A 15,321-nucleotide genomic window follows, 5' to 3' on the forward strand; every position below is an offset into this window, starting at 1 on the left:
CGAATTAGCCTCAATTTGTAAACTTAATGCTTCTTCTTCAACCCGTCTGCCAGTGCGTATCCGACCTTCCAGATATCGCCTGCGCCCATCGTAATCACCAGATCACCTGGAGCAATACGAGGTGTCAGATCAGCTAGAACATCTTCTTTGGTTGGCAGATGTCTCGCGCCCGCATTACTGTTCTTAACGATTAGCTCAACCAGCTTCGCAGAAGTAACACCTTCGATCTGTTTCTCTCCAGCCGGAGAGTAAATATCGGTGATGATGACTTCGTCGGCTTCGCTAAAGGCACGGCTGAAAGCATCTAACAGGAAGAAAGTACGTGTATAGCGCTGAGGCTGGAATACCGCAATAATCCGTTTTCCTGTTGCCTTGGCAGCACTGATCGTTGCCTGAATCTCTGTAGGATGATGCGCATAATCATCAATGACCAGAATGTCATTGACTTCTCCGAGCACTTGAAAACGGCGCTTCGCACCATGGAATTTCACAATCGCTACAGCGATTTTCTCGAAAGAAATCCCTGATTTCAAACAAGCGATTACCGCTGCCATTGAATTATAAAGATTGTACTGTCCGGGAACAGAGAGTTCAATCCGTCCAAGCACTTCTCCATTATGATTCATCGTGTACGATACCTGACGATCGCCTAGAACGATATCAGTGGCAATATAATCTGCAGTGTTCGACTTGATGCCATAAGTAATCACCTTACCTGTTACTTCAGGTAAAAGAGAGATCACATTCTCGTCATCAGCGCATACTATAGCAGTTCCATCTTCGCGCGTTTGGTTCATGAACTGCACGTATGCAGCTTTAAGACGGTTAAAGTCTCCGTCGTAATTTTCCAAGTGATCCGCTTCAACATTCGTAACGATCCCAAGCCAAGGGTGATAGTGCAGGAAAGAGCCATCACTCTCATCCGCTTCCGCTACTACAAACTCACCTTGTCCCGCCTTTGCATTCGTACCTACATTCATAATCTCTCCACCGATAATATACGTTGGATCAACGTCGCACTCTTCCATCACAAGTGCAATCATGGAGGATGTGGTAGTTTTCCCGTGTGCTCCAGCAACGGCTACCCCTTTACGTTCATTCAATAAACGGGCTAACATTTGCGAACGATGCAGAATTGGAATCTTAAGACGCTCAGCTTCCACCCATTCCACATTATCACTAGACAAAGCCGTAGAGTATACGACTAGATCCGCACCTTTTACTTGTTCTGCTGTATGCCCGATATAAATCTTGGCACCTTTAGCAATCAATTTATCCGTTAATTCTTGGGCAGCCACATCGGAGCCCGTAACTGTATATCCCATTTCTAGCATTACCCGGGCAATCGCGCTCATTCCGTAGCCGCCGATCCCTATAAAATGCACACGTTCAGTAGTATCCAACAGTCGTCACCAGCCTTTTTCAGTATCGGGTTGCTGCAAAAGTGTACCGCGTACGTCAGAGATTAAATACAGCGTACCAGATACGACGGCAAGGTCATCCTCCGCTGTAATCGACTTCAGTAGCTGCAGCGCTTTTCCCCAATTATGTTCTACTATGATTGCCAAGTTTTCCTTGGCATATTTCTCCCGCAGACTTTCTGCGATAACTTGCAGATTCTCCGCGTCCATTTTGTTCTGGAAATCCGGTTCGGTCAGGATGAGCGTATCCACTATAGGCAGTATATGCTTAAAGTAGGATTCATGATGCTTATTTGACAGCATTCCCATAAGTAAATTTAATTTACCGTATTGATAGAGCTGAGGCAGACTTTTTGCAAGACTCTCCGCACCTTCCGGATTATGTGCTCCGTCCAGTACAATCCTTGGAGACTTGCTTACCTCTTCCAGCCTTCCAGCCCAGAATGCGTGGCGCAAACCTTCAAGCACATCTTCATCCTCAAGCATAAAGGCCATATACTGACGCAGAACCTCAAGTACCATCATGGCAGCTGCCGCATTGCTAATCTGGTGCTCGCCTTTCATTACGATCCCAAGTTCAAGCGAACGAAAGGGACCCTTAAAATGAAAAGTCTGCACATCCTCACGGATTTCATTAGCCTCATAGCTAAAATCTTCTCCGGCAAGATAAAGAGTAGAGCGGCAAGCCGCTGCTTTCTCTTTCAGAACCGCTACGACTTCCGGCTGAGTTACGCAGCTAACAACAGGTACGCCCGTCTTAATAATTCCGGCTTTCTCCATTGCAATCTTCTCTAGCGTATCTCCCAAAATATCCATGTGATCATGACCAACATTAGTAATCACAGAAACAATCGGAGTCACGATGTTCGTTACATCCAGCCTTCCCCCAAGCCCGGTCTCCCATACGACAACATCAGGACAAGAGACGCCCGCAAAAAATAGAATGGCTACAGCTGTAGTTACCTCGAACATCGTAGGTGAGCCAAACTCCGTTTCCGAAATTTCTTGGACTAGTGGACGTAATTGGTTAACCAGCTCGACAAGCGTTTCTTCAGAGATGTCCGTATTATTATATTGGAACCTGTTCGTGAACTTTGTAATATACGGAGATGTAAAGGTGCCTACTGAATAGCCGCTTTGTATAAGTGCACTAGTCAAAAAAGCACAAGTTGAACCTTTGCCGTTCGTACCCGCCACATGAATAAACTTCAGCCGACGGTGCGGATTTCCCAGCTTGTCCATCAACATCTCGATTCTATCTAAACCTGGCCGTATCCCAAAAGGGATTAGGCTCTTGATCCAATCAACCGCTTCGGTGTATGTCGCAAGAGGGGCGGTACTTCCGCCCCGATTTAGGTCATCCATGTCTCTTATCCTTTCAGCTCTGCGATGCGGGCAAGTACTTTCTCACGTTTAGCAGAATAATCCGCCTGCTTCGCCCGTTCCTCTTCGATAACTTTAGCAGGAGCTTTGGCCACGAAGCCTTGATTGCTCAGCTTTTTCTCTACGCGTTCTACTTCGCTGTTCAGCGTCTGCACTTCTTTTTCCAGACGAGCGATTTCTTGTTCAATATCAATGAGTCCCGACAATGGCAGAAGCAGTTCTGCTCCTGTTACTACAGCGGACATTACCTTATCCGGCGTTTCTGGATTCAGGCCAGCTTCGAAGGAAGACGTATTACAGAAGCGTCCAATGTAGTTGTCGTTACGGGTGATAATACTCAGCGTCTCTTCATTACCCGCTTTGATGATCAATTCAACCTTTTTGCTCATCGGTACATTCACTTCAGCCCGGATATTACGAACGGCCCGGATTACATCCATCAGCAGGTTCATTTCCGCTACGGCTTGCGGATTCTCCAGAGCAGCATCATACTCCGGCCATGCAGCCAGCGTAATCGTCTCCCCTTCATGCGGAAGGTGCTGCCAGATTTCTTCCGAAATAAACGGCATAAACGGATGAATCAAGCGCATTGTGCGGTCTAGTACATAGGCAAGTACAGACTGTGTCTTCGCTTTGGCCGCGGCGTCTGATCCGTAAAGTGACAGCTTCGCGAACTCAATATACCAGTCACATAGATCGTCCCAAATGAAGTTGTACAGCTGGCGACCGGTCTCACCGAACTCGTACGAGTCAATTAGACGCGTAATCTCACGAGAAGTTTCGTTCAGACGGTGCAAAATCCAGCGATCAGCAGTACTTAGCTCACCCGAAATGTCAATATTTTCAAAGCTTACGCCTTCCAAATTCATCAACGCGAAGCGTGATGCATTCCAGATCTTATTGGCGAAATTACGTGCCTGCTCAACCTTTTCCCAACGGAAGCGTAGATCCTGTCCAGCTGTACTTCCGGTAGAAATCATGTAACGCATTGCATCTGCGCCATACTTCTCGATTACTTCAAGGGGGTCTACGCCATTCCCGAGTGATTTGGACATTTTTTGACCTTCGGAATCCCGTACCAAACCATGCATCAATACATCTGAGAAAGGTTTTTCTCCGGTAAATTCAAGAGCTGAGAAGATCATCCGCGCTACCCAGAAATAAATAATATCGTAGCCTGTTACGAGCACATCGTTCGGATAATAGCGTTTGAAATCTGCACTGTTCTCATCTGGCCATCCTAGTGTGGCAAAAGGCCACAGATTAGAGCTAAACCAGGTATCCAGTACATCTTCGTCCTGTTTCAAGTCGGTTAGACCACTGATCCGGCGCGCTTCTTCCTCGTCATTTGCCACAACCAATTCACCAGTAGACTCGGAATACCATGCTGGAATACGATGTCCCCACCACAGCTGACGGGAAATACACCAATCACGTACGTTCTCGATCCAGTTCAGGTAAGTTCTCTCGAAACGGTCCGGTACAAAGTTAACCCCGTTCCCATCCTTCTGTGCATTGATGGCAGCTTCAGCCAGTGGCTGCATCTTTACAAACCATTGTGTGGACAAGTACGGCTCAACAACCGCTCCAGAGCGTTCACTGTGTCCTACTTGATGCACATGATCTTCGATATTGATCAGCACACCTTGCTCCTTCAGGTCAGCAGTAATGGCCTTACGACATACACTCCGGTCTTGACCTTGGTAAGGTCCTGCTTCTTCATTCATCGTACCGCTCTCATCCATTACGTTAATCTGCGGTAAATTGTGACGTTGACCCATCTCGAAGTCATTCGGATCATGAGCTGGTGTAATCTTAACCGCACCACTACCAAACTCTTTGTCTACATAATCATCAGCGATAATCGGAATCTCACGGCCAATAATCGGCAGGATCAACGTTTTGCCGATCAGATCTTTATAACGATCATCTTCCGGATGAACAGCAACCGCTGTATCACCCAGCATGGTCTCCGGACGTGTGGTCGCTACTGTAATAAATCCGCTACCGTCTTTGAGCGGGTAACGCAGATGATACAAGTGACCATTAACTTCTTTATATTCAACCTCGATATCCGACAATGCTGTACGAGCCGCCGGGTCCCAGTTGATAATGCGTTTGCCGCGGTAGATCAAGCCTTTATTATAGAGCTTAACGAATACCTCGCGTACAGCTTTCGACAACCCTTCATCCAGGGTAAAACGTTCGCGGGAATAGTCAAGGGAAAGCCCCATCTTAGCCCACTGCTCATGAATGGTGTTCGCATATTTATCTTTCCACTCCCACACCTGCTCCAGGAACTTCTCGCGGCCGAGATCATGTCTAGAAATTCCCTGCTCACGCAGCTTTTGCTCTACCTTTGTCTGCGTTGCGATACCGGCATGGTCCGTACCTGGTAGCCACAACGTGTCGAAGCCTTGCATCCGTTTTGTACGAATCAGGATATCCTGAAGCGTAAAATCAAGCGCATGACCAATGTGCAGCATTCCCGTTACGTTTGGTGGCGGGATTACAATGCTGTATGCTTTTGCATCTGGACGCCCGCCTGCACGGAAATATCCACCCTCTGTCCAATAGGAATACCACTTGGTTTCTGCCGATTTCGGATCATACGTGGTTGGCACTTCATTCTTAGAATCATTTGCAGCGGCAGCATCTGCCGCTGTATCTTGCAAGTTCGGCAACTCTGCCGCTGTTAGATTGTTTTGGTCAGCCATTCTTTGATACCTCCACTTGGTTACTTGTAGTTGGTTTCTAAAAAACAAAAAGACCCCTCGTCTCAAAGGACGAAAGGCCATTCTTTCGCGGTACCACCTTTGTTTCGCGCCAATGAAAAATAAACCTGCACTTCTTTCACCTTACGGTTCAGAAGCTTAGCGCGACACTCGTACAGATAACGGCTGCTACCGGCCACATCCTAACTTATCTTTCATATCCATGAAGACAAGCTCAGAAGGGCGACTCCGGGGCGACTTCGGTGGCTGTATCCTACGGAATGTCACAGCACTTGCATTCCGCTCTCTGAAGGGCTGACCGCCTACTCTTCCCGTTCCCAGTCTTTACTTAGATATTGCTTACTCCATAATACATTTTGAGTCATCCCTAGTCAACCTGAATAGGCTTCTACAGCGGGACTTTAAGCGGAATTTCGACTTATAGCGTGCATATGTCGAATTTTCATTCGATTCATCACTCTGCGTTGGTTAGATACCCCACATTCTAACGTTCTCCGGTCACACAAGAATAAACGCCTTCGACATCCTTTTACGGAGGGTAAGCGTTTATTCGAGAAATATAAGGATAATGTATAACGTGAAACTTATATATTCTTATATTTGACAAAAATCCCGATCTACTATCAGATCGGGATTCACCTATTCATATGAGTACGCATTGTAATTCAATTACGGAATGTACAACACTTGCCCTTCTTCTACACTCTGCCCAGACAATCGATTATACATTCCCAGCTCCCGCGCACTTAGCTGATATTTCTCTGCGATTGTATCCAGCGTTTCTTCACGCTGCACGATGCAAAGGCGAACCTTACGGAATAGGTTAGCGCCATCTGCTCCAGCAATGAATCTGCTCTTCCACTCCGTATTATTTCCGGCCTCTGGAATGATCGCTGCAGCCGATGCATTTCCTTCAGATAGGAGAGCCTCTTGTTCTTTACGAGAACGACTAGAGCTGAGTAATGAAGAGAAGGTGAGATGTTCTTTGACTGGAGCCTCAGCATCTTTCTTGCTTCCTAGCGCAATCTTAAGATCTTGCTTCTCCTCTGACTGTGGCACAGTCTCTTGAGAAACAAAAACTTCATTCGTATTCTCGTGGATCGGCTGAGCATTCTCTTCTTGTGCATGAAGCTCATTATTGGCCTCGTTTTCCGAAGCGAATACGGCAATATCTTGATCCACATCAGCATTAGCTGCTGGAACAGCGGTTTCTCTTGAAGCAAAAGTATATTCAGCTTCTTGCTCCTGATCCGCTTGACTCGCCTGGCTAACTTGATTCAGCTGAGTGGCCTCAGCTTCATTCTGTGACTCAGCTTTAAACCAGTAATCCGCTATTCCTGCTTTGGAATCCTCTGTTTGCGAATCCAGACTATGCGTCCGAGCTTTCGCGCCCTTGTCCTTCTCATGAGCGGATGAGAAATTCACTATAGGGGACGAATGACCAGCTCCACTTGAGACCAGTGGAGCCTCTGATGCGTCTGCATTAGCTTCAGCATGCTCATGTTCTTCTACGGCAACCTCCGATGCATCCTCGCCAAAGGTCCACTGAGAATTTTCATAAAGTGCATCAGTTTCGTGCTCTTGGTTCTCTGCAGATGCTTCGATTACCCTGTCATCACTGAGAGGGGAATAGGCAACTGTGTACTCTTCCTGCTGCCAGGCCGGTTGTGGTTGAGGCTCCGCACCACCGATTCCCCGCAGTGATAATACGCCTGTTATATTCACTGTGCGCATCGTGAGCAGATCAATATCAAAATTCTCGATCTCCACCCCGATATCTTCAATCGAGCTGACGCGTGTAAGCGGAACTGTGATTTCAACGGGAATGGCATGCTCCAGACGTTGTGTTCGGTCATCTTCACTCCGGTAGAGTCCGGTAAGCAACAGCTGACCATATAACTCGGCACGATCCTCCCGCTGAATCACCTGGATTTCCGGAAGTAGTTCAACCTCCTCCAGCTCAGCTATTCCCGGAAGCTCTTCCGATAGGTGAATGCGTTCATAAATATCAAACCGCAAGCCGTGGGACTGATCAAACACGGGATATGTCCTCCTTCTTGGCATAATCTAACCCTGAGACAGGCCCAGAGCATAAGCCCAAAATGTTACTCCCCACATGTATATGCTTCAAACAGAAAGGCATGACAACTTTGGTAGCACTAACCGGACAGGATGCTATTAATTTCATAAATTCAGGGACTATTCGAACCTATCTGCCGGCCAATAGATGAACTACTCCGCATGAACAAAGTATTATATGCTGCTTTTGCTATTAGGACATAGATAGATGCTTCTTTCTGAAAAAACAGAAAATTATATACCCTACGAAAAAATAGATAAAAAAAGAACCGTAATACCAGCATTTGCTGATACCACGATTCTCAGGTTTATAACGTAGCCGTCAAGGCGCTTCAGACAGCAGCTCCCGCAGCTGAAGCATATCCTCCGGCCACGGATCGCTTACTTCCAGTTGTTCACCGCTCCAAGGGTGGCGGAAAGACAGCAGCTCGCCATGGAGCGCATGTCGGCCACTAGCGCTGGAAGCCCAGACCGGGCCGCCATATAGCGCATCCCCATACAAGGGATGACCCATATGGCTGAGATGGACGCGAATCTGATGCGTCCGTCCGGTCTCCAGCTGCACATGCACCAGGCTCCCGCCATGCAGTGCTTCGCGTCCGAGGATTCGAGTCACGGCGGACTGTCCGCCGGGTGAGACTCTTCTCCGCGCCGCATGATGACGATCGCGCCCAATCGGCGCGTCGATCACTTTAAGCGTAGGCGGCACTGTGCCTCGGGCGATCGCGGCGTAGAGCCGTGAGATGCTTTTTTCACGCATATTCTCGTCTAGGACAAGCTGAGCGAATTCATTCTTCGCATACATCACCGGGCCTGTTGTATCCTTGTCCAGTCGGTGAATATGCCTTACAGCTACACTAACACCGGTAGCGACATAATGCGCAGCTACAAGGTGATCCAGCGTTACACCTAACCCACTACCATCCGGATGAACCGCCATGCCTGCCGGCTTGTGGGCAACCATGCAAAAATCATCCTCATACAGCACCTCAAGCTCTTCCCATACTGGTTCAATGCCGGCTTCACGATCCGGAAAAAGTGCCAGTCGCAGTCGATCTCCCTTCCACTGAATGCCCCCCTCACGGCGCAGACGCAGATGAAGCTTCTCAGGCATACCTACAGTTTCCAGCAGCCACTTATCAATTGCAGCTTCAGAATCCTCGGCTCCTGTAATGATTTTGCCGGGTGTTACTTCCAGCCACTCCCCACGTCTAGTCCAAGCTCCACCACCGGTTCGTTCTCCGGCTCCAATACTCAAAGGGCCTTCAGGGCATTATAGTGGCCCTCAATGGTATCATCAATATCCTGCTCACTATGCGCAGCCGACACGAACATACCTTCAAACTGTGAAGGTGGCACGCTAATGCCTTGGCTCAGCATATGACCAAAATAACGACGGAATAGATCCGTGTTGCTAGTCTTGGCTGTTTCAAAGTTAGTTACTGGTCCTTCCGTGAAAAACGGACAGACCATCGAGCCCACGCGGTTAATTGTCAGTGGAACACCGGTCTCGATTGCATTCTTTTTCAAGCCTGCCTCTAGACGCGCCCCTAATTGCTCAAGACGATCATATACTTCCGGTGTCAGCAGCTTCAGTGTAGTGAGTCCTGCCGCCATCGCTAATGGATTACCACTAAGTGTGCCAGCCTGATAGATCGGTCCCGTAGGAGCGATTTGCTCCATAATCTCTCTTTTGCCGCCATAAGCGCCGACTGGAAGTCCTCCACCGATAACTTTGCCGAAGCAAGTAATATCCGGAGTAATGTTGAACAAGCCTTGAGCACAGCCACGATTGACACGGAAGCCTGTCATTACCTCATCAAAGATAAGCAAAGATCCATTGTCTGAAGTTAACTTGCGAAGTCCTTCCAGAAATCCCGGAAGTGGTGGTACAACACCCATGTTGCCGGCAATCGGCTCTACGATCACTGCGGCAATCTCACTGCCAAAACGTTCGAAAGCAATCTGAGTGGACTCCAAATCATTGTATGGAACTGTAATCGTATTTACTGCCACACCTTCGGGAACACCTGGGCTGTCCGGCAGACCTAATGTGGCTACACCGGAACCCGCTTTAATAAGCAGACTATCCGCGTGACCATGGTAGGAGCCTTCGAATTTCAAAATTTTGCTGCGTCCCGTGTAACCACGTGCCAAACGAATTGCACTCATCGTAGCTTCGGTTCCGGAGTTAACCATACGTACGATATCTACTGAGGATACACGTTCGACAACCGTTTTTGCCATTTCAGTTTCAAGTAAAGTTGGTGCACCAAAGCTTGTCCCTTTTACCGCCGTCTCCTGCAATGCCTTTACAACCTCAGGATGCGCATGACCCATAATCAGCGGTCCCCATGAGCATACATAGTCGATAAAGCTGTTGCCGTCGATATCATAAATACGCGATCCGATCCCATGATCCACATAAATCGGAGTCAATCCTACGGATTTGAACGCCCGTACAGGGCTATTCACCCCACCGGGAATATATTGTTTTGCTTCATCAAAAGCCTTGCGGGACGCTTCCTCTTTACGCGCTATTGGCTCATTACTCATCTATCTTCACTCCTATTCTGTTCTTGGTCACACAGGTATAAGGCAGCTGCCTATGCAGCGATATCGTTGTGATTGAGATTAACCACGCAGCCAGCGCGCAGCATCTTTTGCAAAATAAGTAATAATAATGTCCGCGCCGGCGCGTTTCATACCAGTCAGCATCTCCAGCACAACGGCTTGCTCGTCAATCCAGCCTTGCAGCGCTGCTGCTTTTACCATGGAATATTCGCCACTCACATTGTAAGCCACAAGAGGTAAATCAAATTGGTCGCGAATCGTACGAATCACGTCCAAGTAAGCCAGAGCTGGCTTCACCATTAACATATCTGCACCTTCCAGCACATCGGATTCTGCTTCACGGAGCGCTTCGCGCAGATTGGCAGGGTCCATTTGATAGGTTTTGCGATTTCCGAACTGTGGCGCTGAATCCGCAGCTTCGCGGAAAGGGCCATAAAATGCCGAAGCATATTTGACCGAATACGACATAATCGGCACATGCTCAAAGCCATTCTCATCTAGTCCCGCACGAATCGCATGTACGAATCCATCCATCATATTCGAAGGGGCAATTATATCTGCTCCAGCTTTAGCTTGGGATACCGCCGTACGGGTCAACAGCTCTAGCGAAGCATCGTTGATGACATCACCGTGTACCACACCATTTACCGTATGCGTATGCACCATCCCGCAATGTCCGTGATCCGTAAATTCACAAAGGCAGGTATCTGCAACGACCAACAGCTCAGGGTACCACTGCTTGATCAAGCGAGTAGCCTCTTGCACAATTCCATCCTCTGCGAAACCGGAAGAACCGATTGCATCCTTCGTTTCAGGAATCCCGAATAACAGTACAGCCGGAATGCCTAGTGCGGCAATCTCGTCCACTTCTGCTTTTAAAGTATCCAGTGAAAAATGGTACACGCCCGGCATCGAGCTAATCTCATTCTTCACACCTGTTCCATAAGTCACAAATATAGGCTGTACAAAATCCAGCACATTCAGTACGGTCTCCCGCACCATACCACGAATTCCAGCTGAACCGCGTAGACGACGGTGACGTGTAATTGGAAAGCTCATTTGTTCATCCTCCTGAAAATAAAATATATAGACACAACGGACATTTATAGTTTGCCCGTCTAACTGCCAGTTAGTTAACAATCTGATTTCATTGCAGAATGTGCAATAGAAAAGACTTCAAATGCTTCGAAATCACATTCTAATGCACTCTATACAACTGTTTGACTACTAGAGGACTCATTTTGTGCTTATACCCAGCTTTTGAGTGTACAGAGTGCAGTAGAATTGAAATTGGTTCTTAATTTAAGAGATTCTATTGTATAAACTACAACTAAAATGGCGGCTGTGTGTTTGTAGTAGTGACGCAAATCTATGATTACTTATATTAATATGGCTATTACTCACCTATCTCTATGAAACTACTTGAGCCTAGTCTCCGCATTCCAGCGGCAGAGCTCCTGAACCAGACTATTAATAGTTGCTTCTTCAGGTAGCAGTCCCGGAGTAAATCCCGCTTCCACGGCAGTCTGCTCAGTTAATGGCCCGATGCAGGCTATTTTCACGTTAGCTAGCAATGGGAGTGGATCTTCGAGCCCCATTCTTTTCAGAATGTGGATGAAATTGCGCACCGTCGAAGAACTGGTGAAAGTCACCGCGTGAACGCGCCCCTCCTCAAGCAGCTTCAACAGCTCGTCGTCATCCTCACCCGTCACAACCGTCTCATAGGTATCGACGTCTGTGACTTGAAGGCCAAGCTCTCTCAGCTTGTCCGGCAGCCAGTCGCGCCCCAGATCGCCGCGCGGCAACAGCACGTTCTGCCCCGGCAGCAGCTGGGGACCGAACTTCTCAATCAGACCTTCCGCCTGAAACTTCGCCGGAAGCTCCTCAGCAATCACCCCGCGCTGCGCCAGCGCGGCTGCTGTACCCGGCCCCACCGCTGCAATCCTTGCGCGGTGAAGCCCCCGAATGTCCGCCCCCTGCTCCGCCAAGTGGCGCCAAAAAAACTCCACGCCGTTCGGGCTAGTGAAGAATACCCAGTCGTACGATTCCAGCGCGCCAAACGCCGCTGCAATCTTCTCCTTCTTCTCTGCGCCTTCCGGCATGATCGTCTCGATCACCGGGAACTCGTAGGGTTCCCCGCCGAGTTCCTCAATCATATCCACCAGCTCGCTCGCTTGGCTGCGAGCCCGTGTCACCACGATGCGTTTGCCGAATAACGGCATCGCCTCAGCCCACTTGAGCTGCTCCCGCTGCAGCACCACGTCGCCAACGACGATGACGGCCGGCGGCTGAAAATCCACCGCCTTCACCTTCGCCTCAATATCGGCGAGGGTTCCCGTCAGTGTCTCCTGATCTGCGCGAGTACCCCAGCGCACCAGCGCCACTGGTGTTTCTGGCGGGCGCCCATGCTTGATCAGCTGGGCGCTGATATATCCTATTTTAGCTACGCCCATCAGGAACACTAACGTCCCCGTGGCATTCGTTACTTTATCCCAATGAATGGAATGATCCAGTTTATCTGGACTCTCATGTCCGGTGATAATCGACAGGGAAGAAGCATGATCGCGGTGCGTGACAGGTATACCCGCATAAGCAGGTACGCTGATCGCCGACGTGATACCCGGTACGATTTCGTAATAGATCCCATTTTTGCGAAGCAGCTCCGCTTCTTCACCTACGCGGCCAAAAATCGTAGGGTCCCCACCCTTCAGCCGCACCACTGTTTTCCCTTGTAAAGCCAGATCAACTAACAATTGATTAATCTCTTCCTGCTTCATCGTGTGGCGATCCGGCAGCTTGCCTACATAAATCTTCTCGCCGCCGGGCTTCATGCATTTCAGCAATCTAGGACTTGCCAGCCGGTCGTACACCAGCACGTCGCTTTTTCGGATACACTCGAGGCCTTTTACAGTAATCAGCTTTGCGTCCCCGGGACCTGCACCTACCAAATAAACCTTCCCCGTCAATCCCCTCATCCCCTAACGTCTGACAGTATCTTCTCCGCTCCTCTTGCGATCAGCTTCTTAGCGACTTCTTCGCCAAGCTGTACCGGGTCCACTCCAGTGCAAGTTTCTTTCAAAATCGTTGAACCGTCAGGTGTTCCCACCATTCCGGTTAAGGAAATTATTTTGTGCTCCGCAGTAGTGGCTTCCGCGGCTGCGTCAAGCACCGCATGAGCACCAATCGGCACTTGGCAGCCGCCGTTCAGCACGCCAAGGAACGTGCGCTCAGCCGCCACCGTCAACGCTGTATCGGCGTCGTTGTATAACGCCAGCAGCTTCCGCAGGTCGGCGTCATCTGCGCGGCACTCGATGCCGAGTGCGCCCTGCCCTACAGCGGGCAGGCAAACTTCCGGTGGCAGGTAGGCGCTCACGCGATCCTGCCAGCCCATGCGCGACAGCCCCGCTGCTGCAAGCAGGATCGCGTCGTATTCGCCGCTCTCCAGCTTGCCCAACCGCGAGTCAATGTTGCCGCGCACGGGCTCAATGACCAGATCAGGCCGCAGCGCAGCTAGCTGGCTGGAGCGGCGTAGGCTGCTTGTGCCTACGCGTGCGCCCTGAGGCAACTCGTCCAGCGAGACGCCTCCGTTAGAGATCAGTGCATCGCGCGGATCGACGCGCTTCGGCACAGCACCGTTGATCAGCCCATCCGGCAGCTCGGAGGGCATGTCCTTCATGCTGTGCACCGCCATGTCGATTTCTTCGTCCAGCATCGCTTGCTCGATTTCCTTCACGAACAACCCTTTGCCGCCTACCTTGGACAAGGTGACATCTAGGATACGGTCCCCTTTGGTAACAATCTTTTTCACTTCAAAAGTGAATCCAAAACCATGCTCCTCGCTCAGTCGCTCCAGATCCGCAATCACGTGCCCTGTCTGCGTCAACGCAAGCGCACTCTGTCTACTCCCCACAATAATCTTACGCATTGTCCATTCCTCCTGATTACGTCTGCCTCTTACTCTTCACCGTAGACCGTATATAGTAATCCAAACTAACCAAAAGCTACTCCGCACTATTAAAGGGCAGTTATGCCCTTTATTTAGCTCCTTCGTCGGTTATAGCTCAATTTAGGGGTATTTTTGCCCCTCCTTTGGCTGATATGAGTGTTTTAGTGCAATTCAAGGGTATTTATACCCTTCATTTATCTCTTTTGTCCACTATTACTCAATTAAGGGGTATTTTTGCCGCTCTTTTGACTATCCCAGCCACTTCAGCCCAATTCAGCGGTACTTATACCGCTCTTTCGACTATTTCAGCCACTTCAGCTCAATTCAAAGGTACTTATACCGCTCTTTCGACCATTTCAGCCACTACAGGCCAATTCATCGGGATTTATACCGTTCTTTCGACCATTTCAGCCACTTTCGCCCAATACAACGGTACTTATACCGCTTATTCGACCATTTCAGCCACTTTAGCCGTACTCATATCATTAATCTAACCTAATTTTGTAATCTTCACAGTGTCCACGCGCACTTTTACTCCGCCCGATGATCAGCAATCCAAGCATCCATATCCTCCGGGCTCCACGCGATAAAGCTACCGTTTCTCATTTCATTCAACACATCGAGCGTCCCAAGCTTCCGCAAAAGTCTGCCACGAACTTCAGCAGAAGATTCTTGTTCCTTAATCCGGGTTCGCATGGTATGTACAAAATCCAAATATGGCTCATACGCCGCATCCAGCGCCTCTTCAAGCACACTTTTAATCTTCGCAGCCACAAGCGGACCAGCACCCGAAGTAGATACAGCTACCGTCAAACGACCCCTCCGTACAACTCCGGGCGTAATAAAATCCCCCGCTTCCGCATGGCTAGCCACATTCACATGAATGCCAAGTCGCCTAGACTCCTGTGCAACCTCTTCATTAACCGTTCTATCGTTAGTGGCTGCATATACGAGAAAGGCCCCACGGAGATCTCCGGGAGCATAAGGGCGGTCTTGCCAGGTCATGAGACCCTTTTTCACTAGAGAGGCAAGCGTATCTGTCAAAGAGGGACTAATCATCTTAACCACCGCTCCAGCTTCCAGCAGCCCACTCACCTTCCGTTCAGCCACGGCACCACCGCCAATAACCACAACCTGTTGCTTTTCACAATCCAGCATTATGGGCAAATACCGAGTCATGCTC

At 49.2% G+C, this 15,321-nt stretch carries 11 protein-coding genes and 1 other annotated feature; of the genes, 1 reads left to right on the forward strand and 10 read right to left on the reverse strand.

Annotated features, from left to right (window positions below; genetic code table 11):
• Positions 1-23: 23 nt before the first annotated feature.
• From murC to hemC, 9 genes are all read right to left on the reverse strand, one after another.
• Positions 24-1,403, reverse strand: coding sequence for a UDP-N-acetylmuramate--L-alanine ligase (murC, locus tag ACFWMP_RS28205; RefSeq protein ID WP_379425550.1), 1,380 nt, complete (start codon positions 1,401-1,403; stop codon positions 24-26).
• 6 nt (positions 1,404-1,409) lie between these two features.
• A complete protein-coding gene (locus ACFWMP_RS28210; RefSeq protein WP_042191194.1) occupies positions 1,410-2,786 on the reverse strand; it encodes a bifunctional folylpolyglutamate synthase/dihydrofolate synthase in 1,377 nt (458 codons plus the stop codon).
• Between the two features lie 5 nt (positions 2,787-2,791).
• Complete coding sequence (locus ACFWMP_RS28215; protein ID WP_379425553.1) at positions 2,792-5,521, reverse strand: valine--tRNA ligase; 2,730 nt, start codon at positions 5,519-5,521, stop codon at positions 2,792-2,794.
• 62 nt (positions 5,522-5,583) lie between these two features.
• Positions 5,584-5,867: a binding site (T-box leader), on the reverse strand.
• Positions 5,868-6,208: 341 nt separating this feature from the next.
• Positions 6,209-7,579: a LysM peptidoglycan-binding domain-containing protein gene (locus ACFWMP_RS28220; protein ID WP_076300732.1), complete on the reverse strand. Its 1,371-nt coding sequence runs from the start codon at positions 7,577-7,579 to the stop codon at positions 6,209-6,211.
• A 361-nt stretch (positions 7,580-7,940) separates the two neighbouring features.
• Positions 7,941-8,876, reverse strand: coding sequence for an RluA family pseudouridine synthase (locus tag ACFWMP_RS28225; RefSeq protein ID WP_379425556.1), 936 nt, complete (start codon positions 8,874-8,876; stop codon positions 7,941-7,943).
• Complete coding sequence (gene hemL, locus ACFWMP_RS28230) at positions 8,873-10,174, reverse strand: glutamate-1-semialdehyde 2,1-aminomutase (protein ID WP_379425558.1); 1,302 nt, start codon at positions 10,172-10,174, stop codon at positions 8,873-8,875. The genes ACFWMP_RS28225 and hemL overlap by 4 nt, the downstream gene beginning before the upstream one ends.
• A 78-nt stretch (positions 10,175-10,252) precedes the next feature.
• Complete coding sequence (gene hemB / locus ACFWMP_RS28235) at positions 10,253-11,251, reverse strand: porphobilinogen synthase (RefSeq protein WP_042191201.1); 999 nt, start codon at positions 11,249-11,251, stop codon at positions 10,253-10,255.
• A gap of 359 nt (positions 11,252-11,610) precedes the next feature.
• Complete coding sequence (gene cobA, locus ACFWMP_RS28240; RefSeq protein ID WP_379425561.1) at positions 11,611-13,158, reverse strand: uroporphyrinogen-III C-methyltransferase; 1,548 nt, start codon at positions 13,156-13,158, stop codon at positions 11,611-11,613.
• Between the two features lie 5 nt (positions 13,159-13,163).
• Complete coding sequence (gene hemC / locus ACFWMP_RS28245; RefSeq protein WP_379425563.1) at positions 13,164-14,117, reverse strand: hydroxymethylbilane synthase; 954 nt, start codon at positions 14,115-14,117, stop codon at positions 13,164-13,166.
• A gap of 173 nt (positions 14,118-14,290) precedes the next feature.
• Between hemC and ACFWMP_RS28250 the strand changes: the two genes are divergently transcribed.
• Positions 14,291-14,632, forward strand: a complete 342-nt coding sequence (locus ACFWMP_RS28250; RefSeq protein WP_379425565.1) for a hypothetical protein — start codon at positions 14,291-14,293, stop codon at positions 14,630-14,632.
• Positions 14,633-14,669: 37 nt separating this feature from the next.
• On the opposite strand, the gene ACFWMP_RS28255 is transcribed toward ACFWMP_RS28250, so the two are convergent.
• Positions 14,670-15,317, reverse strand: coding sequence for a precorrin-2 dehydrogenase/sirohydrochlorin ferrochelatase family protein (locus ACFWMP_RS28255; RefSeq protein ID WP_379425567.1), 648 nt, complete (start codon positions 15,315-15,317; stop codon positions 14,670-14,672).
• Between the last annotated feature and the right edge of the window lie 4 nt (positions 15,318-15,321).

This window comes from Paenibacillus sp. NPDC058367, assembly GCF_042723305.1.
Taxonomy (GTDB): domain Bacteria; phylum Bacillota; class Bacilli; order Paenibacillales; family Paenibacillaceae; genus Paenibacillus_AQ.